Here is a 24,826-nt window from a genome sequence, read left to right as displayed (position 1 = left end):
GGGAGTGACATGGAACAGATAACAGTGCGCAGCAGGGCCAGGGTCCCTGCGATCACCTGCGGGAGCAGCGCGACCAGTTCGCGCCTCGACCGCCATCTCTCGGTATTGGCGGGTCCCGCCGTGCCGCAGCAGAAGACGGCCGAGGCGACCTCACTGATGCGTGAGCTGACCGCGCGTGACACCACGCAGACCCGCAGCGACAGGGGTGCGCGCGTCCGCCGCGTCTCCCTCTTCGCGCCGCTGCGCCGGCTGACCCGTTCGCTGTTCGGCGGGCGCTGAGCCGTACCGGCGTCACGGTGTCCCGTGCGGTGCGTTCTGCCGCGGAGGGCGTCTTCGGTACGTTCCACCCGCTCGGTACCGAAGACAACCCCCTGCCCGCTCGCGGTCGTTGAGGTCACCGCTCCCCGTACGCGTACCTCCGCACCGCGAGCGGCATGAACACGCCGATCAGCACCAGGCACCACGCCAGTGATCCGGCGATCGGATGCGTGACCGGCCACGCGCCGTCCGTCGGCACCGGCGCGTTGCCGAACAGATCCCGCAGGGCCGTGGCGACCGCGCTGATCGGGTTCCACTCGGCCGCCGTGCGCAGCCACCCGGGCAGACCGTCGGTCGGGATGTAGGCGCTGGACAGCAGCGGCAGCAGGAACGTCGCGCCGCCCAGCTGGCCGGCCGCCTCCTCGTTCCGGGTGAGCAGCCCGAGGAAGATGCCGATCCACGTCGCGGCGAACCGGAACAACAGCAACAGCCCCACCGCGCCCACCGCTTCGAGTACACCGCCCTCGACGCGCCAGCCCACCGCGAGCCCCACCAGCAGGAACGGCACCGTCCCGGCCGCCGTCACCACCAGGTCCGCAACGGCCTGTCCGAGCGGCACCGCCGACCTGCTGATCGGCAGCGTCCGCAGCCGGTCCATGACGCCCCGGTGGGTGTCCTGGGCCGCCTGGAACATCCCGGTCATGATCCCGCCCGCGGCGGTCGCCACCAGCAGCCCCGGCACCAGGAAGGACCGGTACTCGCGGCCCGGCATCGCCAGCGCGCTGCCGAAGACGTAGCCGAAGAACAGCAGCATGCTGATCGGCATCGTCTGGGTCAGGATCAGCAGCCCCGGGTTGTTCCGCATCCGCCGCAGTTGCCGTCCCAGCAGCGCCGTCCCGTCGTACGCCACCGTGCTCATGCCGCGCGCTCCTCGTCCTCTTCGGTCAGTCGCAGAAAGGCCTCGTCCAGCGTCGGCGGCCGCAGGCTCACGTCGAGCAGCGGCACGCCCGCCGCGTCCAGCTCCCGCACCAGGCGCGGCAGCGTGAGCGTGTCGTCGCGGGTGACCGCGCCGACCGCGCCCCGCTCCGGGTCGAACGACGGTTCGGCGCCGGTGAGCCGGTCGAGGACCGCCGCGGCCCTCACCATCACGTCCGCGTCGGCGACGACGACCTCGACGTACGCCCCGACGAGCGCCTTGAACTGCGCGGGCGATCCCGTGTGCGCCACCCGTCCCCGGTCCACCAGGGCTATGTCGTCCGCGAGCCGGTCGGCCTCCTCCAGGTACTGCGTGGTCAGCAGCACGGTGGTGCCGTCGGCGGTGAGGTCGCGCACCGCCTCCCAGATCAGCGCGCGGCTGGCCGGGTCCAGTCCCGTCGTCGGCTCGTCCAGGAACAGCACCTCGGGGCGGCGGATCAGGCTCGCCGCGAGGTCCAGCCGGCGGCGCATCCCGCCCGAGTAGGAGGACGCGGGCCGGTCGGCGGCCTCGGCCAGCCCGAACCGGTCGAGGAGCTCGCCGGCCCGCTGACCGGGCGCGCGCACCCGGTGCAGCCGTCCGAACAGGCACAGGTTCTCCCGGCCCGTGAGATCCCCGTCGACCGACGCGTACTGCCCGGTGACGCCGATGCTGCGGCGTACGGCCGCCGCCTCCCGCACCAGGTCGTGCCCGGCGATCCGGGCCGAGCCGGCGTCCGGCCGCAGCAGCGTCGTCAGTAGCCGTACGGCGGTCGTCTTGCCCGCCCCGTTGGGCCCGAGGACACCGCAGACCGTGCCCTGGGCCACCGCGAGATCCAGCCCGCGCACCGCGCGCACCTCGCCGAATCTCTTCTCCAGACCTTCACTAAGTACAGCGTACGTAGTTGCCATGCCTCGACCATAGCGCACTACGTACGGTGTACGTAACTACGATGGTGGGCGAGGTGATGATCGATGGCGGGCCGAGCGGCGGTACCCGAAGTGATCTGGGCCCGGCCCGAGCGGGCGGGGCGCGGGCCGAGGCCGGCGTTCACGCGCGCCGACATCGCGGCGGCGGCGGTGAGAATCGCCGACGAGGGGGGCCTGGACGCGGTGTCGATGCGGCACGTCGCGGCCGAACTGGGCTGCGGCACGATGTCGCTGTACAACTACGTCCCCCGCAAGGAGGACCTGTACGAGCTGATGGTGGACGCGGTCAGCGCGGAGCACGAGGTGTGGGAGCCGTCGGGGGACTGGCGGGCCGACATGATGCGGGTGGCCCGGCAGACCCGTGAGCTGATGCACCGGCACCCGTGGCTGCCCCGTCTGATGTCGCCCGTCTACGGGTTCAGCCCCAACGCCCTGCGGTACCTGGAGCACTGCCTGGCCTGTCTGGACCCGCTCGAGGACATGAAGTACGGCATGAAGCTGCAGCTGCTCGGGCTCCTGAACGGGGTCGTGACGATGTACGTCGTCAATGAGCTGGCCACGGCCGAGCGGACCCGGAACCTGCCGTGGTCGGCGGAGCAGGAGAACGCGGCACGGATCGCCTACCTGGGCGGGCAGATCGCGAGCGGGGCCTATCCGCGGATGGCGGCGGCGTTCATGGAGGACCCGGGGCCGATCGATCTGGACGCCGTCTTCGACATGGCGCTGGCGAGGGTGCTCGACGGGTTCGATCCTGAGCGGCGGTAGGCGCTCCGCGGGGGGCTGTTGATTGTCTGCGGCGCCGTCGTGGCTGGTCGCGCAGTTCCCCGCGCCCCTTGGGGGGTGGGGGTTGCCGACGGCTTTGGTTCTGAGCGGGGCTTGGTGCTCTGCGCGGGGTGTTGGTCGTGTGCGGCGTCGTCGTGGCTGGTCGCGCAGTTCCCCGCGCCCCTTGGGGCGCTCCTCAGGTCGCCGCGCTCCGGCAGGGGGCAGGCGTCAGGGGGCTCAGATCAGTGCGAACTGGCCCTCGGGGCCTTCCTCGTGGTGGTCCAGGACCGAGGCCGGTTTGTGTGCCGTCTCCGGTGCGGGGAGGACGGACGCCTTGCGTAGGTCCGCCGTCGTGATCGAGGTCGTCACCGTCAACTCCTGCTGCTGTGGCCGCAGTTCTGCCAGCAGGGCCAGGACCGTGATGAGTTCCAGCAGTTCCGAGGTCCAGGTCTGCGGCCAGGTCGCCGGGCGGATCGCGGACAGGGTGCCGGGCTCGGCCTGCGCGGTCCGGGCCGTGAACCAGTGCTCCAGGACCCGGACGCCCGCCGCCTCGAAGTCCCAGGCCTCGGGCGGTACGGGGGAGATGCGGCCGTCGTCGAGCAGCAGGGTCTCCTCGTCGCGGTCGTAGTCGACGGTGAGCGGGCGTGAGGGCAGCGGGGCGCGGACGTACGGGCGGCGGCCGCCCGGCAGCTTGGGGCGGTCGCCGTCGCGGCGCATCAGCCACAGCAGCCGGCGGCCCAACTCCACGCCACGCGACCAGAGTTCCGCGTCCTCGGTGAGCGGGACCGTCAGGTCCGGCCGGACGGTCGCCATGATCCAGGCGAGGGTGTCCGGCGGGGTGGGCGCATGGCCGAGGCGGCTGCCCAGATGGTCCAGCAGCCCGGGCGTCAGATTGGGCTCCGTACCGCCTGGGCGGCGGTACAGGGGGCGGATGCGGCCGGGGCGCAGCAGCGGGAGGCGGGATGTGGCCAGCAGCGGCGATCCGCCCGTCTCCGATGGCGTCTCGACCACGAAGACCTGGTGCTCGTCCGCGACGCGCCACAGCTCGGGGCGGGCCGTGTCGATCAGGCGGTGGTCGGGGATCAGCCACTGCTCGTCGAAGGGGGCGTACAGGACGCGCACCGGCTCCGGGCACGGGCCCGCCGCACGCAGCAGCTTCTCCGTGCCGCTCGACTGGCCCGGAAGCTGCCCCACCGCGGAGTGCAGCGTGCGGGAGCGCGTCGGCTCGAACAGGGCCTCCCGCTCCGGTCCGCCGGCCTTGAGCAGGGCGTCCCAGCGGGCCTTCAGGGATGCGGCGTCGGGGCCCGCCGGCCACCCCCGGCCGAGCCGCGGCGGTGCGACGGACCACGGCATGAGGTCCGCCAGCGGCGGAGCGTCGTCGTGCGTCACGCTGGGCATCGTACGACCTGCGACCGAGCGGGAGGTCACGTGGCGTCCAGAGTCACCGTGAAGGAGAAACGGTCCCCGCGGTAGTGGATGACCGCCACGTCCAGGACCCGTCCGGCGGCGTCGTACGTCACCCCCGTGTAGTGCAGGATCGGGCTGAGCAGCGGGACTTGGAGCAACCGGGCCGTCTCGGGGTCGGCCAGCCGGGCCTCGACGGTGTCCGTGATACGGCTGATGTCGGCCTGGACGACGTCCCGCAGCACCTTGGTCATGGGCCAGCGCACCAGGTCCGCCGGGTCGACGCGCGCCGCCACCTCCGGACGCACGTAGTTGCGGGCGTGGTTGGTCGGCTCGCCGGTCTTCTCGTCGCTGCGCAGCCGGTGGTACGCGGCCACCTCCTCGATCTCCGGGAAGAACTCGGCGAGTTCGGGCGGCACGGGCGCGCTGCCGTGCGCCAGCAGTTCGGTCGTCATGCCGGACTGCTGGGCGACGATCGCGTCCACCGAGCCCAGCAGCCGCACCGGGGCGCCCCGTCGGGCGTCGGGCTCGATGAACGTGCCCCTGCGCCGGTGCCGGGTGATCAGCCCCTCGTCCTCCAGCTCCTTCAACGCCTGCCGCATGGTGAGCACGCTCACCCCGTAGTGCTCCGCCAGCTGTTCCTCGGTGGGCAGGCGGAGGGGGTCCTGGGGCGAACGGCCGAGTATCGAGGCCCGCAGGGACTGCGAGACCTGGTACCAGAGCGGCAGCTTGCGGTTCAGGACGATCGAGTCCGGGGCGAAGGAGGTCACGGGGCTATCCGTACCGGTCGGCCGCGGTCAGTGCAACGGGCGGAAGTGGCGTTCGAGGCCCTTCCACACGTCGTCGTAGTGCGGCTGCAGGTGCTCGGCCTGGGCCGCGTGCGCGGTGAGCGTGACCGGCCAGCGGGTCTCGAACATGAACGCCAGCCCGTCGTCGACCTTCTGCGGCTTCAGTTCGGCCGCGCTCGCCCGGTCGAAGGTCTCCCGGTCCGGGCCGTGCGCCGACATCATGTTGTGCAGCGAGCCCCCGCCGGGCACGAAGCCCTCCGCCTTCGCGTCGTAGGCGCCCTCGATCAGCCCCATGTACTCGCTCATCACGTTCCGGTGGAAGTACGGCGGCCGGAAGGTGTCCTCGCCGACCAGCCAGCGCGGCGCGAACACCACGAAGTCGACGCCGGCCAGCCCGGGGGTGTCCGAGGGGGCCGTCAGCACCGTGAAGATCGACGGGTCGGGGTGGTCGTAGGAGATGGTGCCGATGACGTTGAAGCGGCGCAGGTCGTAGACGTACGGGACGTGGTTGCCGTGCCAGGCGACGACGTCGAGGGGGGAGTGGTCGTACGTCGCCCGCCACAGGTTGCCGCAGAACTTGTTCACCACCTCCACCGGGCCCTCGACGTCCTCGTAGGCGGCGACCGGAGCCCGGAAGTCACGGGCGTTGGCGAGGCCGTTGGCGCCGATCGGGCCGAGGTCGGGGAGGCGGAAGGGCGCCCCGTAGTTCTCGCACACATATCCGCGGGCGGAATCGTCCAGCAGCTCCACACGGAAGCGCACCCCACGGGGGATCAGCGCCACATGTGCCGGCTCCACATGCAGCATCCCGAACTCCGTGTGCAGCAGCAGCCCGCCGCGCTCCGGGACGATCAGCAGCTCGCCGTCGGCGTCGCTGAAGACGCGGTCCATGGAGGCGTTGGCGTGGTAGAGGTGCACGGCCATGCCGGTGCGCTGGGTCGCGTCGCCGTTGCCGCCGAGGGTCCACAGTCCGGCGAGGAAGTCGGTGCCGTCGGCCGGCTCGGGGAGGGGGTTCCAGCGCTGGCGGTTGGGGTCCGGGACGGACTCCGTGAAGGGGGCGGTGCGGATCCAGCCGTTGTGCGTCTCGGTGAACGGCGGGTGCGCGGCGGAGGGGCGGATGCGGTAGAGCCAGGAGCGGCGGTTGCTGGCGCGCGGCTCGGTGAAGGCGGAACCGCTCAGCTGCTCCGCGTACAGACCGAGGGGTGCGCGCTGCGGCGAATTGCGTCCCTCGGGCAGGGCACCGGGCACCGCCTCGGAACCGTGCTCGTTGCCGAAACCCGAGAGGTAGGTCAGTCCCTCGGCGGTCTTCCGCGTGTCCCCGCTCATGATCGCTCCCTTGCGACTTCGATTCCTATGCATCACCGTAGGATTGCGGTTTCCCGGGCGCAAGAGGTACACCGCTCCTCCTCATCAGGGAGGAGCGGAACCAGCCTTCAGGGGGATCCGCCTGTCGGACCGGTGTTCTAGTCTCCGGACATGTCGTGGACGCGGGGACTTCTCGCCGCGCTCGCGGTCTGTGTCCTGTTGCTGGCCGGATCCGTGGGCTGCGGCACCAGTGATGCGCATGAGGACAGGAACGGGGAGTCGACGTCCCCCGTGGGCAAGGTCCTCGACGACACCGACCCGGAGGGGCGGCATCTGCGCGAGGTGGAGAAGAAGGACGCGCCCGAGGTCGGCATCGAGGTGCAGCCGGACTCCGGCGACACCTGGGACGTACGCCTGAGCGTGCACCACTTCCGCTTCTCGGCGGCCGACGCGAAACGGCGGGCGGTGGCCGGCCGCGGCTATGTACGCCTGTACGTCGACGACCGGCCGGTCACCCGGCTGCGCTCCACCGCCTACCGCCTCCCGGCCCGGCTCGTCCCGCGCGGCACCCACCACGTCACCGCCCGGCTGTACGCCGACGACGGCACGGCCTGGGCCGTGAAGGGCCGGCCCGTGCAGAGCACCGCCGACATCACGGCGTCGCAACCATCGCCGAGCGACACGGCACGGCCGAGCGCCATGTCCGGTGCCTCGACGGACACGACGGACACGACCGGAATGAGTGCATCAGGCATCGATCTCCGTACCAGGGGGCGAGGTTCACCTGACCGCGTCGGAAAGGCATCATGAAGCCCGTGCCCCACGCGACATCGCTACGCCGAGCGCCCGTGCAGCGGCGCAGCGCCGAACGGCTCACCAGGATTCTCGACGCCTGCGCCGACCTCCTCGACGAGGTCGGCTACGACGCCCTCAGCACCCGGGCCGTCGCCCTGCGCGCCGGTGTCCCCATCGGCTCGGTCTACCGCTTCTTCGGCAACAAGCGGCAGATGGCCGACGCGCTGGCCCAGCGCAACCTCGAACGCTTCACGGAGCGCGTTACCGAGCGCCTGAAGGGCTCCGGCGACGGCGGCTGGCGCACCGCGATGGACGCCGTCCTCGACGAGTACCTGTCCATGAAGCGCACCGCGCCCGGCTTCTCCCTCGTCGACTTCGGCAACCAGATCCCGGTCGGCGCCCGCGACGCCGAACCCAACCACCGCGTCGCCGACCGCCTCACCGAGATGCTCTCCGGCTACCTCGACCGCGAGCCGGACGAGAACCTGCGCCGCACCTTCCTCATAGCCGTCGAAACCGCCGACACCCTGGTCCACCTGGCCTTCAGGATGGCGCCGGAGGGGGATTCGAAGATCATCGAGGAGGCGCGGGAGATGCTTCGTGCGTATCTGGCGCGGGTGCTGGACTGACGCACGACTTCGCCGGTGCGGGGCCGACGTCCGCGCACGTCCTCGCCGGTGCGGGGCCGACGTCCGCGCACGTCCCCACCGCTGTCGGATCGACGTCCGCGCACGTCCTCGCCGGTGCTGGACCGGCATCCGCGCACGTCCTCGCCGGTGCTGGACCCGCATCCGTGCACGTCCTCGCCGGTGCGGGGCCGACATTCCTGTCACGCTCGCCCCCCGCCCGTCCTCGCGGAATTCCGACCTCACCCCCCGAGGGGCCTCCCCTCCGTTCATACCGGTCGGTATGCTCACCCTCGTCCAGAGCGCCACCCCCGCCCCCGGGAGGACCCGTGTCCCGCACCGCCCTGCGTATCTGCCCCCTCTGTGAGGCCACCTGCGGGCTGACCCTCACCATCGAGGGCACCCGGGTCACCGGCGCCCGCGGTGACCGCGACGACGTGTTCAGCCGGGGCTTCATCTGCCCCAAGGGCGCCTCCTTCGGCGCCGTGGACGGCGACCCCGACCGGCTGCGCGCCCCGCTCGTGCGCCGGGACGGCGAGCTGCGCGAGGCCACCTGGGAGGAGGCCTTCGACGCGGTCGCGGCCGGTGTACGGGGCGTCGTGGACCGCCACGGCCCGCACGCCGTCGGCGTCGTCCTGGGCAACCCCAACGTCCACACCATGGCCGGCGGCCTCTACCCGCCGGTGCTGCTCGCCGGCCTCGGCACCCGCAGCATCTTCACCGCGTCCACGGTCGACCAGATGCCCAAGCACGTCTCCAGCGGGCTGCTGTTCGGCGACGCCAACGCCATCCCCGTGCCGGACCTGGACCGCACCGACCACCTGCTGCTGATCGGCGCCAACCCCCTGGAGTCCAACGGGAGTCTGTGCACCGCACCCGACTTCCCCGGCAAGCTCAAGGCCCTCAAGGCGCGCGGCGGCACCCTCGTCGTCATCGACCCGCGGCGCACCCGCACCGCGAAACTCGCCGACCGTCACATCCCCATCCGGCCCGGCACCGACGCGCTGCTCCTCGCCGCGATGGCGTACGTGCTCTTCGACGAGGATCTCGTCGACCTCGGCGAGTTGGCGCCGCACGTCGAAGGCGTCGACGAACTCCGCGCCGAACTGCGGGACTTCACCCCCGAGGCCGTCGCCGGGGCCTGTGACGTCGAGCCCGCGCTGATCCGCACCCTGGCCCGTGACCTCGCCGCCGCCCCGACCGCGGCCGTGTACGGGCGGATCGGCAGCTGCACCGTGCCGTACGGCACCCTCGGCAGCTGGCTCGTCGACGTCCTCAACATCCTCACCGGCAACCTCGACCGGCCCGGCGGCGCGCTCTTCCCGCAGGCCGCCACCGACCGGACGCCGCGGCCCGCCGGCCCCAGCCACGGTTTCGCGCTGGGCCGTTGGCACTCGCGGGTGAGCAAGCACCCGGAGGCGAAGGGGGAGTTGCCGCTCTCCGCGCTCGCCGAGGAGATCGACACCGCGACGGAGGAGGGCGAGCCGGTCCGCGCCCTGATCGCGGTGGCCGCCAACCCGGTGCTGTCCGCGCCCGACGGCGACCGCCTCGACAAGGCCCTGGACGGCCTGGACTTCATGGTCAGCGTCGATCCGTACCTGAACGAGACCTCGCGCCACGCCGACGTCGTGCTGCCGCCGCCCCCGCCCTCCCAGAGCCCGCACCACGACTTCGCCTTCAACACCCTCGCCGTGCGCAACCAGGTCCGCTACACCCGTCCCGCGGTCCCGCTGGAGCCCGGCCGCATGGCCGAGACCGAGATCCTGGCCCGGCTGATCCTGGCCGCGACCGGCATGCACGGCGCCGACCCGTCGGCAGTGGACCACCTGGTCGTCGGCCAGACCCTCGGCAAGGCGGTCAAGGAGCCCCACTCGCCCGTCCACGGCCGCGACCCGAAGGAGCTCGCCGCCCTCCTCACCGGCGAGAACGGTCCCGAGCGCCGGCTGGACATGATGCTGCGCCTCGGCCCCTACGGCGACGGCTTCGGCGTACGCCCCGACGGGCTGTCGCTGGAGAAGCTGCTCGCGCACCCGCACGGCATCGACCTCGGACCGCTGGCCCCCCGCCTGCCGCAGCCGCTGAAGACGCGCAGCGGCAAGGTCGAACTGCTGGCGCGGCCGATCGCCGACGACCTGCCCCGGCTCAGGCGCGCCCTGGACGAACTGCCCGACGGGCTGGTGCTCGTCGGACGCCGGCACCTGCGCTCCAACAACAGCTGGATGCACAACGTCCCGGCCCTGACCGGCGGTTCCAACCGCTGCACCCTGCACATCCACCCCGAGGACGCCGAGCGGGTCGGGGTGCGCGACGGGGATCCCGTGCGCGTGAAGGGCGCCGGGGGAGAGGTGACCGCGCCGGCCGAGGTCACGGACGCCGTCCGCCGGGGTGTGGTCAGCCTGCCGCACGGCTGGGGCCACGACCGGCCCGGCACCCGTATGAGCCACGCCGCCACCGATCCCGGAGTCAACGTCAACCAGCTCCTCGACGGCAGCCTCCTCGACCCCCTGTCGGGCAACGCCGTCCTCAACGGAGTGCCGGTGGAAATCGCCGCCGCGCTGCCCGCCTGACCTGAGCAAAGCTGTGACCTGCGGTTTTGCGCTTATTGCTCACACGTCAACTACTTGTTAACGCCGTTTGAACGGACCTAACGTCATCGCACCGCCTGCCCGGTGGGATGTTCAAGGGCGAACGTTAGGTATCCATTCATGCTGACCATCCTCGGCTTCGCCATGATCGCGACCTTCCTGGTCCTGATCATGCTGAAGAAGATGTCGCCGATCGCGGCGCTCGTGCTGATCCCCGCGCTGTTCTGCGTGTTCGTCGGCAAGGGCGCCAAGCTCGGTGACTACGTCATCGACGGCGTCACCAGCCTCGCCCCCACCGCGGCGATGCTCATGTTCGCGATCGTCTACTTCGGTGTGATGATCGACGTCGGCCTCTTCGACCCCGTCGTGCGCGGAATTCTGAAGTTCTGCAAGGCCGACCCGCTCCGGATCGTCGTCGGTACGGCGGTCCTCGCGGCGATCGTCTCCCTCGACGGCGACGGCTCCACCACCTTCATGATCACCGTCTCGGCGATGTACCCGCTGTACAAGCGCCTGAAGATGAGCCTGGTCGTGATGACCGGTGTCGCCGCGATGGCCAACGGCGTGATGAACACGCTGCCCTGGGGCGGCCCGACCGCCCGCGCGGCCACCGCGCTGAAGCTCGACGCGAGCGACATCTTCGTGCCGATGATCCCGGCGCTCGCCGTGGGCCTGCTGTTCGTCTTCGCCCTCGCCTACGTCCTCGGCCACCGCGAGCGCAAGCGGCTCGGCGTGCTGACGCTGGACGAGGTGCTCGTGGAGGAGCCCGCCGAGCAGGAGACGGTGCTGGTCGGCGCCGGTGCCGGCAAGGGCCCCAAGAGCGGCGGCGGTTCGGGCGCCGGCGCGGGCCTGCCCGACGCGCCCGAGGACGAGGGCTTCCAGGGACTCGACCCCGCCCGGCCCACCCTGCGCCCCAAGCTGTACTGGTTCAACGCGCTGCTCACGGTCGTCCTGCTCACCGCCATGATCATGGAGTGGCTGCCGATCCCGGTGCTGTTCCTGCTCGGCGCGGCCCTCGCCCTCACCGTCAACTTCCCGCACATGCCCGACCAGAAGGCCCGTATCGCCGCGCACGCCGAGAACGTCCTCAACGTCTCCGGCATGGTCTTCGCCGCCGCCGTCTTCACCGGCGTCCTGCAAGGCACCGGCATGGTCGACCACATGGCCAAGTGGCTGGTGGACAACATCCCCGACGGCATGGGCCCGCACATGGCCTTCGTCACCGGCGTGCTGAGCATCCCGCTCACGTACTTCATGTCCAACGACGGCTTCTACTTCGGCATCCTCCCCGTCCTCGCCGAGGCGGGCCAGGCACACGGCGTCTCCTCCCTGGAGATCGCCCGCGCCTCCCTCATCGGCCAGCCCCTGCACATGTCCAGCCCGCTCGTCCCCGCCGTCTACGTCCTGGTCGGCATGGCCAAGGTGGAGTTCGGCGACCACACCAGGTTCGTGGTCAAGTGGGCCGCCCTCACCTCGCTCGTGGTCCTGGGCGCGGGCATCCTCTTCGGCATCATCTGAGCGCACCACGGAGGTTCGTCCCATGAGGCCCGGTGGGAACCGCGGCTGGCTGCTCCGTCTCGTCATCGCCTTCTCCTTCGCGCAGGGGGCGGTGTCGATGGCCCGGCCCGCCGTGTCCTACCGGGCCCTCGCGCTGGGCGCCGACGAGCGGGCGGTCGGCGTCATCGCGGGCGTCTACGCCCTCCTCCCGCTCTTCGCCGCCGTACCGCTGGGCCGCCGCACCGACCACGGCCGCTGCGCGCCCCTGCTCCCGGTCGGCGTCGCACTGATCGCCGGCGGCTGCGCCCTGAGCGGGCTCGCCGGCTCCCTGTGGGCGATGGCGGTGTGGAGCGGCGTGATGGGCCTCGGCCACCTCTGCTTCGTGATCGGCGCCCAGTCCCTGGTGGCCCGCCAGTCCGCCCCGCACGAACAGGACCGAAACTTCGGGCACTTCACCATCGGCGCCTCCCTCGGCCAGCTCGTCGGCCCGATCGCGGCGGGCGCGCTGATCGGCGGCCCCGACATGGCGGGCACGAGCGCGCTGGCGCTGCTCGTGGCGGGCGCCGGCGCCGCGGCCGCATTCACCTCGCTGTGGCGCATCGAGGACCGTACGGCGGTCAACTCCCGTACCGCGCAGGCGGACCGGGTCGCGGTGGGCAGCATCCTGCGGGCCCGGGGCGTGCCCGCCGGCATGCTCATCAGCCTCTCCGTGCTGTCCGCCACCGACATCCTCACCGCCTATCTCCCGGTGGTCGGTGAGCACCGCGACATCGCGCCCTCGGTGATCGGCGTGCTGCTCAGCCTGCGGGCCGGCGCCACCATCGCCTGCCGGCTCGTCCTGACCCCGCTGCTACGGCTGCTCGGCCGGCCCGCGCTGCTGACCGTGACGTGCCTGCTGGCCGCCGTACTGTGCGCGGCCATCGCGCTGCCGGTGCCGGTCTGGGCCCTCGGCCTGATGCTGACGGCGCTCGGTTTCTGCCTGGGCGTCGGCCAGCCGCTGTCCATGACGACCGTCGTCCAGGCCGCCCCCGAAGACGCCCGCTCCACCGCGCTCGCCCTGCGGCTGACCGGCAACCGGCTCGGCCAGGTCGCCGCCCCCGCGACGGCGGGTCTGGTCGCGGGCCTCGTCGGCGCGGCCGCGCCCTTCGTCATGCTCGGCGGGCTGCTGTTGCTGTCGGCCGGGGTCGCGCTGCGCTCGCCTGCTCCGGACGGAGGAAAACCGACGGGGCGTCGGGCGACGCTCCCGCAATCCGCGCGCCGTATGTGAAAGAGAGTCAGAACAACTGCGATTTATACGAAAATCGTCTGACTCGGAGGACTCGCATGCCCACCATGCCTCTGCAGCGCCGTGCGGGAGCGCGCACCGCCGCGCTGGCGGCCCTGACCCTCGCCGGGAGCGCGCTCCTCGGCTCGCCGGCGCTCGCCGCGCCCACCCCGGTCCCGGGCGACAACGGCGACGTGAAGATCCACAAGGTGGGCGCGTCCGTGCCCGAGAAGGACAACCAGCCGCACGTCTGCAAGTTCTACCTCGACGCCTTCAACTTCGACGCCGCCGAGAAGGTCACCTGGACCATCGCGGGCCAGCCGCCGACGGCCGGCGCGGGCACGAAGACCGGCACGCTCACCACGGATGCCACGGGCGCGGCGCACACCGAACCGGTCACCCTGTCCAACGGGCACTACAAGCTCACGTGGCAGACGAGCCTGGGCCACGGCGCGGGCAAGATGAAGGTCTTCTGGGTCGACTGCACGACCTCCACCGCGTCCCCCCACGGCGGCCCGCCGGCGGGCGGCGGCGGACTCGCGCGCGACGCCGCGATCAACCCGGTCGCCGGTGCCGCCGCCGTCGGTCTGGCCGCGGTGGGCGGGGCGGTCTACTTCCGGCTCCGTCGCCGCCCGCATGGCAGGGCGTAACACCAGGACACCGGGGCCCGGCACCCACCGCCCGTCCGCACACCGTGGACGGGCGCGCCGCCCCAGGCCCTGGTACCGGACGCGCGCCTACCGCCTGACCCGGACGCTCGTCCTCGGGGTCCTGCTGGTGGTGGGCGCCGTCCGGTGCACCCAGGACGACGGCCCTCACACGACGACGGCCACCCCCGCGCAGCCCCCGGCCGGCTCCCGGCCCCCCGCCCCCCGCGCCTCCGACGCGCGCCCCGCCCCGCCCCGGACGGCACCGCGCCGGACGGCCCCACCGCCCCACCCCCTGTCCCGCTCCCGCCCGACCCGCGTCGTCATCCCCTACATCGGCGTCGACGCCCCGGTCTTCGGCCTCGGCCTGGACCGCGACCACCGGCTCACCGCGCCCCCCGAGGACGACGGCCACCGGGTGGGCTGGTACGAGGGCGGCCCCTCGCCGGGCGAACAGGGCACCGCGCTCGTCGTGGGCCACCTGGACACCCGGACCGGCCCCGCGGTCTTCGCCGGCCTCGGCGAGCTCGGCCCCGGCCACCTCGTCGAACTGCGCCGCGCGGACGGCCGCAGAGCCGTCTACACCGTCGACAAGGTCCGCACGTACGAGAAGGCGCACTTCCCCAACGGCGAGGTCTACGGCGCCCGGGGCCGCCCCGAGCTGCGGCTGATCACCTGCGGCGGCGCCTACGACCGCAGGACCGGCTACGCGGGCAACACCGTCGTCTTCGCGCACCTCACCCGCACCCGGTGAGCGCGGACGAACCGCTGAACGAGATCGTCCGCTTTCTCACAGGCTGAACCCGAGCGTCCGAAGTCTTCCCTCGGCCGGGCACATTCCGTTAATTTCCGTGACCCACAGGCCTCGTGCGAACCGCACGAGGTGTTCGACGTCGCGGAGCACCAGCGCCCAGCAGCCCCCGGGGGCCTCAGTCATGACACGCGCCATCTCCCTGCAGGACGTGAGCAAGACCTACACGCGAGGCGTTCGCGTGGTGGACCGGTTGTCGCTGGACATCGAGCCCGGCGAGTTCCTCGTCCTGCTCGGACCCTCCGGCTGTGGCAAGTCCACCGTGCTGCGCATGATCGCCGGGCTGGAGGAGATCACCGAGGGCAGGCTGCTGCTCGACGGCGAGGAGGCCAACGAACTGCTGCCCTCCGAGCGGAACATGGCGATGGTCTTCCAGAACTTCGCCCTCTACCCGAACATGACGAGCCGCGGGAACATCGGCTTCCCGCTGCGGGTGGAGAACCCGGGCGAGGACCCGCGCCCCCGCGTCGACGCCACCGCCCGCATGCTCGGCATCGAGGACCTCCTGGACCGCCTCCCCGCCCAGCTCTCCGGCGGCGAGCGGCAGCGCGTCGCCATGGGCCGGGCCATCGCCCGCCACCCGTCCGCGTTCCTCATGGACGAGCCGCTGTCCAACCTCGACGCCAAGCTCCGCAACCACCTGCGCGCCGAGATCTCCAAGCTCACCCGGGAACTGGGCGTCACCACGGTCTACGTCACCCACGACCAGGCCGAGGCCATGTCCCTCGGCGACCGGGTCGCCGTGCTGCGCGGCGGGGTCCTGCAGCAGCTCGGCACCCCGCGCGCGGTCTACGCCCTGCCCCGCAACGTCTTCGTCGCCGCCTTCATCGGCACCCCGCGCATCAACCTGCTGCGCGGCCTGGTCCGCGCCCCGCTCGACGGCGCGATGACCATCAGCCTGGGCAAGCAGTTCCTGCGGCTGCCCGAACCCCTGTCCCTGGACCACCAGTTGCTCCGTGTCCAGCAGGGGCGCGAGGTGATCGTCGGCCTGCGCTCGGAGGCCGTCCGCATCGCCAAGCACAGCTCCGCGCGCCCCGGCGAGGTGCCGCTCACCGGTCTGGTGGAGCACGTGGAGTTCCAGGGGCACGAGATCCTCGTCCACTTCGACACCGGCTCCCAGCCCGCCGTCGTACCGGACCTGGAGGCGCCCCGTCCCGCCTCGCGGCCGTCCCGGCGGCGGCGCAGGGACGGCGGGGCGACGGTGCTGGGGCGGCTGCGGGAGCGGGCGGGCGCGATGCGGGCCGGACCGGTGGTGGTCCTGGACGAGCCGGCCGACCCGGACCCGGCGGTGACGCCCCCGGAGGCCCGCCTCCCCGGTGACCTGGTGGTCCGCACCACCCCCGACATCGACCTGCGCCGCGGCCTGCAGGTCCCCCTCCTCGTCGACATCGCCCACCTGTTCGTCTTCGACCAGCACGGCGAGCGGATCTCCCCGTCTCCGGCACGGCTGCCCGACCTGGACGAGTAGCGGCTCTCCCGCGGCCTCCGGCGCGGGGGGGAGTCTGGCGTCCGAAAACTATCGCCGCTAGTTTATGTGGCTGTCGGTAGGTTGTGACGCGGACGACGCCCCGCCCGGAGGAGCACCATGAAGGCACACGACGGCATGTACATCGACGGCGCCTGGCGCCCCGCCGCCGGTACGGACGCGATCGAGGTCGTGAACCCGGTCGACGAGCAGGTCATCAGCCACGTGCCCGCGGGCACCGCCGCCGACGTCGACGCGGCCGTACGGGCCGCCCGAGCCGCGCTCCCGGCGTGGTCCGCCACCGCGCCCGCCGAGCGGGCCGCGCGGCTCACCGCCCTGAGGGACGTCCTGCTGGCCCGCAAGGACGAGATCGCGGAGACCGTCACCGCCGAGCTCGGCGCGCCCCTGCAGTTCTCGCAGAACGTGCACGCGGCCGTGCCCATCGCGGTCGCGGGCTCGTACGCCGAGCTGGCGGCGACGTACGCCTTCGAGGAGAAGGCCGGCAACTCGACCGTCTACCTGGAGCCGGTCGGCGTGGTCGGCGCGATCACGCCCTGGAACTACCCGCTGCACCAGGTCGTCGCCAAGGTCGCCCCGGCGCTGGCGGCCGGCTGCACGATCGTCCTCAAGCCCGCCGAGGACACCCCGCTGGTCGCCCAGCTCTTCGCCGAGGCGGTCCACGAGGCCGGCGTACCGGCCGGCGTGTTCAACCTGGTCACCGGGCTCGGCCCGGTCGCGGGACAGGCCCTCGCCGAGCATCCGGACGTGGACCTGGTGTCCTTCACGGGCTCCACGGCCGTCGGCCGGGAGATCGGCGCGACCGCGGGCGCGGCCGTGAAGCGGGTCGCCCTGGAGCTGGGCGGCAAGTCCGCCAACGTCATCCTGCCGAGCGCCGACCTCGCCAAGGCGGTCAACGTCGGCGTCGCCAACGTGATGTCCAACTCCGGCCAGACGTGCAGCGCCTGGACCCGGATGCTGGTGCACCGGGAACGCTACGAGGAGGCCGTCGAGCTGGCCGCCGGCGCCGCCGCGAAGTACGGCGCGCGCATCGGCCCGGTCGTCAACGCCAAGCAGCTGGCCCGGGTGCGCGGTTACATCGACAAGGGGGTCGCGGAAGGCGCGAGGCTGGTGGCCGGCGGCACCGAACCCCCGCGCGATCAGGGCTACTTCGTGGCCCCGACCGTCTTCGCCGACGTCACCCCCGAGATGACGATCGCCCAGGAGGAGATCTTCGGCCCCGTCCTCGCGATCCTCCCGTACGAGGACGAGGAGGACGCCCTGCGCATCGCCAACGGCACGGTCTACGGCCTCGCGGGCGCCGTCTGGGCCGGCGACGAGGCGGAGGCGGTGGCCTTCGCCCGCCGCATGGACACCGGCCAGGTCGACATCAACGGCGGCCGCTTCAACCCCCTTGCCCCCTTCGGCGGTTACAAGCAGTCGGGCGTCGGCCGGGAACTCGGCGCGCACGGACTCGCCGAGTACCTCCAGACCAAGTCCCTGCAGTTCTGAGGAGCGTTCACACATGGTTCGCGCAGCCGTCCTGCCCGAGGTGGGCGCCCCGCTTCAGATCACCGACATCGAGCTGCCCGACCCCGGCCCCGGCCGGGTCCGCGTCCGCCTCGCCGCCGCCGGGGTGTGCCACTCCGACCTGTCCCTGTCCAACGGCACCATGCGGGTGCCGGTCCCCGCGGTCCTCGGCCACGAGGGCGCGGGCACGGTCGTGTCGGTCGGCGAGGGCGTCGCGGACGTCGCGCCCGGCGACCCCGTCGTCCTCAACTGGGCTCCTTCCTGCGGCAGTTGCCACGCCTGCTCGCTCGGCGAGGTGTGGCTGTGCGCCAACGCCCTGAACGGCGCCGCCGACGTGTACGCCCGTACCGCCGCCGGCGTCGACCTGCACCCCGGGCTCAACGTCGCCGCGTTCGCCGAGGAGACGGTCGTGCCGGCGTCCTGCCTCCTGCCCCTTCCCGAGGGCGTCCCCCTCACCGACGCGGCCCTCCTGGGCTGTGCGGTCCTCACCGGCTACGGCGCCGTCCACCACTCGGCGCAGGTCCGGCCCGGGGAGACGGTCGCGGTGTACGGCGTCGGGGGAGTGGGCCTGGCCGCGCTCCAGGCCGCCCGCATCGCGGGCGCCGCGCGGATCGTCGCGGTCGACGTGTCGCCGGAGAAGGAGGAGCTGGCCCGCAACGCCGGCGCCACGGACTACGTGGTGGCGTCGGAGAACACCGCCCGCGAGATCCGCGGCCTGACGGGCAAGCAGGGCGTCGACGTCGCCGTGGAGTGCGTGGGCCGCGCGGCGACGATCCGCACGGCCTGGGACTCCACCCGCCGCGGCGGCCGTACGACGGTGGTCGGCATCGGCGGCAAGGACCAGCAGGTCACCTTCAACGCCCTGGAGATCTTCCACTGGGGCCGGACCCTGTCCGGCTGCGTCTACGGCAACTCGGACCCGGCCCGCGACCTGCCCGTGCTGGCCGACCACATCCGCTCCGGCCGTCTGGACCTGGGCGCGCTGGTGACGGAACGGATCGCCCTGGACGGCATCCCGGCGGCCTTCGAGAACATGCTGGCCGGCAAGGGCGGCCGCGCGCTGATCGTCTTTTCCTCGGCGGCGGCCTCGCGCCCTTCGTGATGGTCCTGCTGCTGGAGGCGACCGGCACCTCGATGTCGGTCTCCGCCTACATCATCGCCCTGTCCGTGATCGCCCTGCTGTCCATCGAGGTCCTGGCCGGCAGGGCGCGTTCACACTGAGTCCGGCGCCCGCTCGGGCCGTGGCCCCGGAGCCGTCTCCGGGGCCACGGCCCGTGACCGTGCGCGCGATTGCGACCGCGACACCGCCACGCCCGCCAGGCACAGCGCCCCGCCCGCCAGCGTGAGCGGCCCCGGCACCTCGCCGAGCACCAGCCAGGACATCAGCACGACCAGTGCGGGCACCGCGTAGGTCGTCGCGCCCATACGGCTCGCGGTCGTCCGGGCCAGGGCGTACGCCCAGGTCGTGAAGGCCAGTGCCAGCGGAAATACTCCCAGGTAGACCATGTTGAGGGTCGCCGACACCGGCGCGTCGGCCGCCTCGCCGACCAGCTGCCCGGTGAACGGCAGGCACACCACCGCGCCGACCAGGCAGCCGAACGTCGTCACCTGCAGCGCGCTGGCCCGCCCGAGCGCCGGCTTCTGCGCGACGACACCGCCGGCGTAGCCGACGGCCGCGAGCAGGCACAGCACCACGCCGAGTACGGAGGAGCCGCCGCCCCCCGACATCGACAGGCCGACCGTCACGGCCCCCGCGAACGACACCGCCATGCCGGCCAGCAGCCGCGGCGGCATGGGATCGCCGAGGAGCCGCGCCCCCAGCAGGGCGATGAGGATCGGCCCGATGTTCACGACGAGGGCCGCCGTGCCGGCGTCCACCTGCTGCTCGCCCCAGTTCAGCACCACGCTGTAGAACCCGAACCAGAGCAGACCCGATATCAGGATGCCCCGCCAGGCCGTCCGCGGCGGCAGCCCCTCCCCTCGTACGACCATGAGCACGCCGGGCACCAGACAGCCGGACAGCAGCCGCCCCAACGCGAGCGCCCCGGGCGAGTACGCGGCGCCGGCACTCCGGATCGACACGAAGGCGGAGGCCCACAACACGACAGTGGTGGCCGCCGCGGCGGTCGGGAGCAGGTGGGGGCGGCTGCGGCTGACGTTCATCATGCTCCTGAGGCTAGGTGGGGCGGGGGGTGCGGGGCTGGCGGATTTCGGACGGGGCGGGGCGGGGAGGGGCAGGGGCGGCTACTGGGGTGGGGGCTTGGGATGTGTGCCGGGTGCGGGTAGGTGGTGGGCTGGTCGCGCAGTTCCCCGCGCCCCTGGGGTGCTGCAGCCGACCGAGGGGCGCGGGGAACTGCGCGACCAGCCACGAACCACCCGCACCCGGCACACATCCAGAGCCACCCCTCCCCGTCCCCTCCCCTCCTCACCGCAACGCCCCCTCCTCGATCCCCAACAGCTCCCGCAACGCCCGCTCCCCGACGGCCGTCACCTTCACCGCCCGCTCGGACCCGATCCGCACACACCACCCGGCATCCAGTGCGTGCCGGCACAACGCGGCTCCGGCGACCCCCGCCAGATGCGGCCGCCGCTCCGTCCAGTCGAGGCACGCCCGGACCAGCGGACGCCGCCCCCCGCCCTCCAGGGCGATCCCGGCGGCGCCGAACCACTCCACCCCCGCGTCCGTCAGGGCGAACCCGGTGTCCACCCGCAACAGCCCGCGCAGCGCCAACGCGTCGGTGACCGCGATACCGAGCCGCCCCGCCAGGTGGTCGTAGCAGGTCCGCCCGCGCGCCATCGCCGACCCGGCGCTCGACGCCCGCAGCCCCGAAGGCCGTACGACGTCCCCCGGCCCGGCGTGCGCGGCCAGCTCCTCCACCAGTTGCGCGACGCGCGCGTCGGCGAGCCGCACGTACCGGTGCCGCCCCTGCCGTTCCTCGCTGAGCAGTCCGCCCGCGACGAGCTTGCCGAGGTGTTCGCTGAGCGTCGACGCGGCGACCCCGGCATGCCGCGCGAGCTCACCCGCGGTCCAGGCCCGGCCGTCCAGCAGCGCCAGCAGACAGGCCGCCCGCGTCTCGTCGGCGAGAAGGCCGGCGAGCCGGGCCAGCCCCGCCGCCTGGGAATCTCTGCTCATGCGTCCCAGGATGGGCCACGAACACTTCGGCCCCCACCGAAAGGTCGCCGCAAGGTCGCAGAAACGTCGCTACACCGGCCGCCGCACCTGCTCGTACTGCTGCGCAAGCCCGTCCAGCAGTGCCGTCAGCCCCGTCTCGAAGGCCCGCTCGTCGATCTTCTCCTGGTGCTCGGCCAGGAGGTGGGCCTGGCCGAGGTGGGGGTAGTCGGCGGGGTCGTAGGCCGTCGCGTCGTCCACGAAGCCGCCCGCGAACGACCCGAGCGCGGAGCCCATGATGAAGTACCGCATCAGCGCGCCGATCGACGTGGCCTGTGCGGCAGGCCAGCCGGCGCGGACCATGCCGCCGTACACCGCGTCCGCGAGCCGGAGGCCGGCCGGGCGCCGCCCGGGGCCGGTGGCGAGCACCGGGACGATGTTGGGGTGGTCGCGCAGCGCGGCCCGGTAGGAGACCGCCCAGTCGTGCAGCGCGGTCCGCCAGTCCCGGCCGTCGTCGAACATCGACAGATCGACCTGGGCGCTCACCGAGTCCGCGACCGCCTCCAGGATCTCGTCCTTGGTGCGGAAGTGGTTGTAGAGAGAGGGACCGCTGACCCCCAGCTCCGCGGCCAGCCGGCGCGTGGAGACGGCCGCGAGGCCCTCCGCGTCCACGAGCGCGCGTGCCGTCTCGACGATCCGGTCGGTGCTCAGCAGGGGCTTGCGCGGTCGGGCCATGGCGCACATAGTAGGGCTGCGATCAGAAACTAGCAGTGCTAATTTAAAGGTACGGCTTTCAAGATCTGTCTGTGTGGGGTGATCTCGTGGTGAACCTGGGGCTCAGCGAGGAGCAGGAGGCCGTACGGCGGCTCGCCCGGGACTTCGTGGAGCGGGAGATCACCCCGAACGTCGTCGCCTGGGACCGCGCCGAGGAGGTCGACCGGGCCATCGTGAAGAAGCTCGGCGAGGTCGGCTTCCTGGGGCTGACCGTCGACGAGGAGTACGGCGGCTCCGGCGGCGACCACCTCGCGTACTGCCTGGTCACGGAGGAGCTCGGGCGCGGTGACTCGTCCGTGCGCGGGATCGTCTCCGTCTCGCTCGGGCTGGTTGCCAAGACGATCGCCGCCTGGGGTGACGAGGAGCAGCGGCGGCGGTGGCTGCCGGGGCTGACCTCCGGCGCGTACGTCGGCTGCTTCGGCCTCACCGAGCCGGGCACCGGTTCCGACGCCGGCAACCTCACCACGCGCGCGGTCCGCGACGGCGACGACTACGTCGTCAACGGCACCAAGATGTTCATCACCAACGGCACCTGGGCCGACGTCGTCCTGCTCTTCGCCCGCTCCACCGACGCCCCCGGCCACAAGGGCGTCTCCGCCTTCCTCGTGCCGACCGACACCCCCGGGCTGACCCGCCGCACCGTCCACGGCAAACTCGGCCTGCGCGGCCAGGCGACGGCCGAGCTGGTCCTGGAGGACGTGCGGGTGCCCGCCTCCGCGATGCTGGGGGAGGAGGGCAAGGGGTTCTCCGTCGCCATGTCGGCCCTCGCCAAGGGGCGGATGTCGGTCGCGGCGGGCTGCGTCGGCATAGCCCAGGCCGCGCTGGACGCGGCCGTGAAGTACGCGGGCGAGCGGGAGCAGTTCGGCGGCCCCATCGCCCGTCACCAGCTGGTGCAGGAGCTGATCAGCGACATCGCCGTCGACGTGGACGCGGCCCGGCTGCTGACCTGGCGGGTCGCCGACCTGATCGACCGCGGGCAGCCCTTCGCCGTCGAGTCCTCCAAGGCCAAGCTCTTCGCCTCCGAGGCCGCCGTGCGCGCCGCCAACAACGCCCTGCAGGTCTTCGGCGGCTACGGCTACATCGACGAGTACCCGGCGGGCAAGCTGCTGCGCGACGCCCGTGTGATGACCCTCTACGAGGGCACCAGCCAGATCCAGAAACTGCTCATCGGCCGTGCGCTGACGGGGATTTCGGCGTTCTGAGCGCTTCGGCTGAGTACCTCGGCTGAGTATGTGCGCGGATGTGCCGCCCGCCGCCCGCCCGCACCCTTGTCCCCATGAGTGAGACCTCGGGCAAGCAGCAGAACACCGCCGCCTTCTACGGCCAGGCGGTCGCCTCCTTCGCCGTCGCCATGGCGGCCACCGCCATCGGCATCTTCAAGCCGAACGCCGACGCCTGGGTGCGGGCGTTCCTCGGCATCGCCGTCCTCTACCTCGTCACCTCCGCCTTCACCCTCGCCAAGGTCATCCGGGACCGGCAGGAGGCGGCGGAGCGGTCGTACCACCCCTTCGAGAAGCTCTGACCCCGACGGAATCCCCGACGGAAGCTGTGAACGAGCGGACTAAGCGCTCGCTCACCCTGGGCGGTATGGTGGGGTGTCTGTCTGCGAGAGGGGCGAGCGAGCGATGAGTACGGCGGAGGAGACGGCCGGCGGCGAGGTGGCGCCATGGGGCGAGGTCACGCCCGACGCGGCCCGGCGGCTGCTGATGGCCGCGGTGGAGGCCTTCGCCGAGCGCGGCTACCACGCCACGACGACCCGTGACATCGCGGGCCGGGCCGGCATGAGCCCGGCCGCGCTCTACATCCACTACAAGACCAAGGAAGAGCTGCTCCACCGCATCAGCCGCATCGGCCACGAGAAGGCGGTGGACATCCTGCGCACGGCGGCCCGCGGCGAGGGCACTCCGGCCGAGCGGCTCGCGGACGCCGTCAGCTCCTTCGTGCGCTGGCACGCCGGGGGACGGACGACCGCCCGGGTGGTGCAGTACGAGCTCGACTCCCTCGGCCCGGACGCCCGCGCCGAGATCCTCGCGCTGCGCCGCCAGTGCGACGCCGAGGTGCGCGGGATCATCGAGGACGGCATCGCCGTCGGCGACTTCGACGTGCTGGACGTCAAGGGCACCACCCTCGCCGTCCTCTCGCTCTGCATCGACGTCGCCCGCTGGTTCAACGTCCACGGCCCCTGGACACCGGACGAGGTCGGCGCGCTCTACGCCGACCTCGTGCTGCGGATGGTCGGGGTCAAGTAGCCGCCGGACCGCCGCCGGCGACGTCAGAGGTAGAAGCGGGCCACCGACTCGGCCACGCAGACCGGCTTGTCGCCGCCCTCGCGCTCCACCGAGTACGCGACGCTCACCTGGACGCCGCCGGGCACGTCGTCGACAGCGCTGATCCTCGCGGTCGCGCGCAGCCGGGAGCCGACCGGGACCGGGGCGGGGAAACGGACCTTGTTGGTGCCGTAGTTGACGCCCATCTTCACGCCCTCGACCTGGATCAGCTGCGGGCCGAAGAGCGGCAGCAGCGACAGGGTCAGGTACCCGTGGGCGATGGTCGTGCCGAACGGCCCCGAGGCGGCCTTCTCCGGATCCACGTGGATCCACTGGTGGTCGCCCGTCGCCTCCGCGAACAGGTCGATCCGCTTCTGGTCGACCTCCAGCCAGTCGGTGTACCCCAGCTGCTCGCCCACCGCCGCCTTCAGTTCGTCGGCGGAGGTGAAGATCCTCGGCTCTGCCATGTCCGGCCTCCCATGCGTCGCAATGTCTAAGCAACTGCTTAGCATGGTCGGCCGGGAATCCGATGTCAACGGACGACCGCCGGCGCCGGATGGGTAGGGTTCGAGGGGTGCCCCAGATCCCCGAGAAGATCCACGAGCTCACCGTAGGCCAGCTCGCCGCCCGGAGCGGCGCCGCCGTCTCGGCCCTGCACTTCTACGAGTCCAAGGGCCTGATCAGCAGCCGCCGCACCGCGGGCAACCAGCGGCGCTACTCCCGTGACACCCTGCGCCGGGTCGCCTTCGTGCGTGCCGCGCAGCGCGTCGGCATCCCCCTCGCCACGATCCGCGAGGCCCTCTCCGAACTCCCCGAGGAGCGCACCCCCACCCGCGAGGACTGGGCCCGCCTCTCGGAGAACTGGCGCTCGGAACTGGACGAGCGCATCAGGCAGCTCAACCGCCTCCGCGACCACCTGACGGACTGCATCGGCTGCGGCTGCCTGTCGCTGGACTCCTGCGTCCTGTCCAACCCGGACGACGCCTTCGGCGAGCGGCGGAGCGGGTCCCGGCTGATGGTGGAGCGGCGCCGGGGCGGGACGGCCGGGACCGGCTGACGGC

At 72.4% G+C, this 24,826-nt stretch carries 25 protein-coding genes and 1 pseudogene; 17 read left to right on the top strand and 9 right to left on the bottom strand.

Annotation, left to right across the window (positions count from 1 at the left end):
• Window positions 1–9: 9 nt before the first annotated feature.
• Complete coding sequence (locus tag ACIGDI_RS23555; RefSeq protein WP_200699798.1) at window positions 10–279, top strand: hypothetical protein; 270 nt, start codon at window positions 10–12, stop codon at window positions 277–279.
• A 115-nt stretch (window positions 280–394) separates the two neighbouring features.
• Here ACIGDI_RS23555 and ACIGDI_RS23550 read toward each other — a convergent pair whose 3' ends face one another.
• A complete protein-coding gene (locus tag ACIGDI_RS23550; RefSeq protein WP_399899803.1) occupies window positions 395–1,177 on the bottom strand; it encodes an ABC transporter permease in 783 nt (260 codons plus the stop codon).
• Window positions 1,174–2,121, bottom strand: a complete 948-nt coding sequence (locus ACIGDI_RS23545) for an ATP-binding cassette domain-containing protein (RefSeq protein ID WP_399899800.1) — start codon at window positions 2,119–2,121, stop codon at window positions 1,174–1,176. The genes ACIGDI_RS23550 and ACIGDI_RS23545 overlap by 4 nt, the downstream gene beginning before the upstream one ends.
• 63 nt (window positions 2,122–2,184) lie before the next feature.
• Here ACIGDI_RS23545 and ACIGDI_RS23540 point away from each other — a divergent pair, with 63 nt between their 5' ends.
• The gene (locus tag ACIGDI_RS23540; RefSeq protein WP_399899797.1) at window positions 2,185–2,904 is read left to right on the top strand and encodes a TetR/AcrR family transcriptional regulator; all 720 of its coding nucleotides are present in this window, start codon (window positions 2,185–2,187) and stop codon (window positions 2,902–2,904) included.
• A 234-nt stretch (window positions 2,905–3,138) separates the two neighbouring features.
• On the opposite strand, the gene ACIGDI_RS23535 is transcribed toward ACIGDI_RS23540, so the two are convergent.
• Genes ACIGDI_RS23535 through hmgA form a run of 3 tightly spaced genes read right to left on the bottom strand, consistent with a single transcriptional unit; the run spans window position 3,139 to window position 6,419 of the window.
• A complete protein-coding gene (locus ACIGDI_RS23535; protein ID WP_399899793.1) occupies window positions 3,139–4,299 on the bottom strand; it encodes a type ISP restriction/modification enzyme in 1,161 nt (386 codons plus the stop codon).
• A 26-nt stretch (window positions 4,300–4,325) separates the two neighbouring features.
• Window positions 4,326–5,075, bottom strand: a complete 750-nt coding sequence (locus ACIGDI_RS23530; RefSeq protein ID WP_200705520.1) for a GntR family transcriptional regulator — start codon at window positions 5,073–5,075, stop codon at window positions 4,326–4,328.
• 27 nt (window positions 5,076–5,102) lie between these two features.
• A complete protein-coding gene (gene hmgA, locus ACIGDI_RS23525; protein WP_399899790.1) occupies window positions 5,103–6,419 on the bottom strand; it encodes a homogentisate 1,2-dioxygenase in 1,317 nt (438 codons plus the stop codon).
• 150 nt (window positions 6,420–6,569) lie between these two features.
• Here hmgA and ACIGDI_RS23520 point away from each other — a divergent pair, with 150 nt between their 5' ends.
• From ACIGDI_RS23520 to ACIGDI_RS23470, 11 genes and pseudogenes are all read left to right on the top strand, one after another.
• Entirely contained in the window at window positions 6,570–7,208 is a 639-nt protein-coding gene (locus ACIGDI_RS23520) for a hypothetical protein (protein ID WP_399899787.1), read from the top strand.
• On the top strand, window positions 7,205–7,822 hold the full coding sequence (locus tag ACIGDI_RS23515; RefSeq protein WP_399899785.1) for a TetR family transcriptional regulator: 618 nt from the start codon (window positions 7,205–7,207) through the stop codon (window positions 7,820–7,822). Before ACIGDI_RS23520 ends, ACIGDI_RS23515 begins: the two co-directional genes overlap by 4 nt.
• A 326-nt stretch (window positions 7,823–8,148) precedes the next feature.
• Complete coding sequence (locus ACIGDI_RS23510) at window positions 8,149–10,386, top strand: molybdopterin oxidoreductase family protein (protein WP_399899782.1); 2,238 nt, start codon at window positions 8,149–8,151, stop codon at window positions 10,384–10,386.
• 138 nt (window positions 10,387–10,524) lie between these two features.
• Window positions 10,525–11,922: a CitMHS family transporter gene (locus ACIGDI_RS23505; RefSeq protein ID WP_399899779.1), complete on the top strand. Its 1,398-nt coding sequence runs from the start codon at window positions 10,525–10,527 to the stop codon at window positions 11,920–11,922.
• 22 nt (window positions 11,923–11,944) lie between these two features.
• Window positions 11,945–13,168, top strand: a complete 1,224-nt coding sequence (locus tag ACIGDI_RS23500; RefSeq protein WP_399899776.1) for an MFS transporter — start codon at window positions 11,945–11,947, stop codon at window positions 13,166–13,168.
• Window positions 13,169–13,224: 56 nt separating this feature from the next.
• Window positions 13,225–13,815 (top strand): hypothetical protein, encoded by a 591-nt coding sequence (locus ACIGDI_RS23495; RefSeq protein WP_399899773.1) that lies wholly within the window; start codon window positions 13,225–13,227, stop codon window positions 13,813–13,815.
• Window positions 13,802–14,566 (top strand): class F sortase, encoded by a 765-nt coding sequence (locus ACIGDI_RS23490; protein ID WP_399899770.1) that lies wholly within the window; start codon window positions 13,802–13,804, stop codon window positions 14,564–14,566. The genes ACIGDI_RS23495 and ACIGDI_RS23490 overlap by 14 nt, the downstream gene beginning before the upstream one ends.
• Before the next feature lie 181 nt (window positions 14,567–14,747).
• Entirely contained in the window at window positions 14,748–16,091 is a 1,344-nt protein-coding gene (locus tag ACIGDI_RS23485) for an ABC transporter ATP-binding protein (protein ID WP_399899767.1), read from the top strand.
• A 117-nt stretch (window positions 16,092–16,208) separates the two neighbouring features.
• Window positions 16,209–17,597, top strand: coding sequence for an aldehyde dehydrogenase family protein (locus tag ACIGDI_RS23480; RefSeq protein WP_399899764.1), 1,389 nt, complete (start codon window positions 16,209–16,211; stop codon window positions 17,595–17,597).
• 13 nt (window positions 17,598–17,610) lie between these two features.
• Entirely contained in the window at window positions 17,611–18,717 is a 1,107-nt protein-coding gene (locus ACIGDI_RS23475; RefSeq protein ID WP_399899761.1) for a Zn-dependent alcohol dehydrogenase, read from the top strand.
• Window positions 18,690–18,836 (top strand): annotated as a pseudogene (locus ACIGDI_RS23470) (MFS transporter); the annotation flags it as partial. The gene ACIGDI_RS23475 and the pseudogene ACIGDI_RS23470, both read left to right, overlap by 28 nt.
• Here ACIGDI_RS23470 and ACIGDI_RS23465 read toward each other — a convergent pair.
• From ACIGDI_RS23465 to ACIGDI_RS23455, 3 genes are all read right to left on the bottom strand, one after another.
• Window positions 18,828–19,781, bottom strand: a complete 954-nt coding sequence (locus ACIGDI_RS23465; RefSeq protein WP_399899758.1) for a DMT family transporter — start codon at window positions 19,779–19,781, stop codon at window positions 18,828–18,830. The pseudogene ACIGDI_RS23470 and the gene ACIGDI_RS23465 sit on opposite strands and share 9 nt — an antisense overlap.
• Window positions 19,782–20,040: 259 nt before the next feature.
• Window positions 20,041–20,748, bottom strand: coding sequence for an ArsR/SmtB family transcription factor (locus ACIGDI_RS23460; protein ID WP_399899755.1), 708 nt, complete (start codon window positions 20,746–20,748; stop codon window positions 20,041–20,043).
• Window positions 20,749–20,817: 69 nt separating this feature from the next.
• A complete protein-coding gene (locus tag ACIGDI_RS23455) occupies window positions 20,818–21,468 on the bottom strand; it encodes a TetR/AcrR family transcriptional regulator (protein WP_200700947.1) in 651 nt (216 codons plus the stop codon).
• A gap of 80 nt (window positions 21,469–21,548) precedes the next feature.
• Here ACIGDI_RS23455 and ACIGDI_RS23450 point away from each other — a divergent pair, with 80 nt between their 5' ends.
• The 3 genes from ACIGDI_RS23450 to ACIGDI_RS23440 all read left to right on the top strand — a co-directional run bounded on the left by ACIGDI_RS23450 (window position 21,549) and on the right by ACIGDI_RS23440 (window position 23,747).
• Window positions 21,549–22,700 carry an acyl-CoA dehydrogenase family protein gene (locus tag ACIGDI_RS23450; protein ID WP_399900045.1) on the top strand — a complete coding sequence of 384 codons (1,152 nt, stop codon included), beginning with the start codon at window positions 21,549–21,551 and terminating at the stop codon, window positions 22,698–22,700.
• A 74-nt stretch (window positions 22,701–22,774) separates the two neighbouring features.
• Window positions 22,775–23,020 (top strand): YiaA/YiaB family inner membrane protein, encoded by a 246-nt coding sequence (locus ACIGDI_RS23445; RefSeq protein WP_399899751.1) that lies wholly within the window; start codon window positions 22,775–22,777, stop codon window positions 23,018–23,020.
• Window positions 23,021–23,123: 103 nt separating this feature from the next.
• Window positions 23,124–23,747: a TetR/AcrR family transcriptional regulator gene (locus tag ACIGDI_RS23440; protein ID WP_142150916.1), complete on the top strand. Its 624-nt coding sequence runs from the start codon at window positions 23,124–23,126 to the stop codon at window positions 23,745–23,747.
• A gap of 23 nt (window positions 23,748–23,770) precedes the next feature.
• Here ACIGDI_RS23440 and ACIGDI_RS23435 read toward each other — a convergent pair whose 3' ends face one another.
• Window positions 23,771–24,232 (bottom strand): MaoC family dehydratase, encoded by a 462-nt coding sequence (locus tag ACIGDI_RS23435; RefSeq protein WP_399899747.1) that lies wholly within the window; start codon window positions 24,230–24,232, stop codon window positions 23,771–23,773.
• Window positions 24,233–24,339: 107 nt separating this feature from the next.
• On the opposite strand from ACIGDI_RS23435, the gene soxR reads away from it, so the two are divergent.
• Window positions 24,340–24,822 carry a redox-sensitive transcriptional activator SoxR gene (soxR, locus tag ACIGDI_RS23430; RefSeq protein WP_272175848.1) on the top strand — a complete coding sequence of 161 codons (483 nt, stop codon included), beginning with the start codon at window positions 24,340–24,342 and terminating at the stop codon, window positions 24,820–24,822.
• Window positions 24,823–24,826 lie beyond the last annotated feature (4 nt).

Source organism: Streptomyces sp. NPDC085900, from assembly GCF_044540925.1.
GTDB classification, from domain to species: Bacteria; Actinomycetota; Actinomycetes; order Streptomycetales; family Streptomycetaceae; genus Streptomyces; species Streptomyces gilvifuscus.
Note: the sequence above shows the minus strand (reverse complement) of the source record. Positions and strands in the feature narration are given on the sequence as shown.

Coding starts and splice junctions, on each gene's coding strand:
- ACIGDI_RS23555 (WP_200699798.1), top strand. CDS start 10: ATGGAACAGATAACAGTGCGCAGCAGGGCCAGGGTCCCTGCGATCACC.
- ACIGDI_RS23550 (WP_399899803.1), bottom strand. CDS start 1,177: ATGAGCACGGTGGCGTACGACGGGACGGCGCTGCTGGGACGGCAACTG.
- ACIGDI_RS23545 (WP_399899800.1), bottom strand. CDS start 2,121: ATGGCAACTACGTACGCTGTACTTAGTGAAGGTCTGGAGAAGAGATTC.
- ACIGDI_RS23540 (WP_399899797.1), top strand. CDS start 2,185: ATGGCGGGCCGAGCGGCGGTACCCGAAGTGATCTGGGCCCGGCCCGAG.
- ACIGDI_RS23535 (WP_399899793.1), bottom strand. CDS start 4,299: ATGCCCAGCGTGACGCACGACGACGCTCCGCCGCTGGCGGACCTCATG.
- hmgA (WP_399899790.1), bottom strand. CDS start 6,419: ATGAGCGGGGACACGCGGAAGACCGCCGAGGGACTGACCTACCTCTCG.
- ACIGDI_RS23520 (WP_399899787.1), top strand. CDS start 6,570: ATGTCGTGGACGCGGGGACTTCTCGCCGCGCTCGCGGTCTGTGTCCTG.
- ACIGDI_RS23515 (WP_399899785.1), top strand. CDS start 7,205: ATGAAGCCCGTGCCCCACGCGACATCGCTACGCCGAGCGCCCGTGCAG.
- ACIGDI_RS23505 (WP_399899779.1), top strand. CDS start 10,525: ATGCTGACCATCCTCGGCTTCGCCATGATCGCGACCTTCCTGGTCCTG.
- ACIGDI_RS23500 (WP_399899776.1), top strand. CDS start 11,945: ATGAGGCCCGGTGGGAACCGCGGCTGGCTGCTCCGTCTCGTCATCGCC.
- ACIGDI_RS23495 (WP_399899773.1), top strand. CDS start 13,225: ATGCCCACCATGCCTCTGCAGCGCCGTGCGGGAGCGCGCACCGCCGCG.
- ACIGDI_RS23490 (WP_399899770.1), top strand. CDS start 13,802: ATGGCAGGGCGTAACACCAGGACACCGGGGCCCGGCACCCACCGCCCG.
- ACIGDI_RS23485 (WP_399899767.1), top strand. CDS start 14,748: ATGACACGCGCCATCTCCCTGCAGGACGTGAGCAAGACCTACACGCGA.
- ACIGDI_RS23480 (WP_399899764.1), top strand. CDS start 16,209: ATGAAGGCACACGACGGCATGTACATCGACGGCGCCTGGCGCCCCGCC.
- ACIGDI_RS23475 (WP_399899761.1), top strand. CDS start 17,611: ATGGTTCGCGCAGCCGTCCTGCCCGAGGTGGGCGCCCCGCTTCAGATC.
- ACIGDI_RS23465 (WP_399899758.1), bottom strand. CDS start 19,781: ATGATGAACGTCAGCCGCAGCCGCCCCCACCTGCTCCCGACCGCCGCG.
- ACIGDI_RS23460 (WP_399899755.1), bottom strand. CDS start 20,748: ATGAGCAGAGATTCCCAGGCGGCGGGGCTGGCCCGGCTCGCCGGCCTT.
- ACIGDI_RS23455 (WP_200700947.1), bottom strand. CDS start 21,468: ATGTGCGCCATGGCCCGACCGCGCAAGCCCCTGCTGAGCACCGACCGG.
- ACIGDI_RS23445 (WP_399899751.1), top strand. CDS start 22,775: ATGAGTGAGACCTCGGGCAAGCAGCAGAACACCGCCGCCTTCTACGGC.
- ACIGDI_RS23440 (WP_142150916.1), top strand. CDS start 23,124: ATGAGTACGGCGGAGGAGACGGCCGGCGGCGAGGTGGCGCCATGGGGC.
- ACIGDI_RS23435 (WP_399899747.1), bottom strand. CDS start 24,232: ATGGCAGAGCCGAGGATCTTCACCTCCGCCGACGAACTGAAGGCGGCG.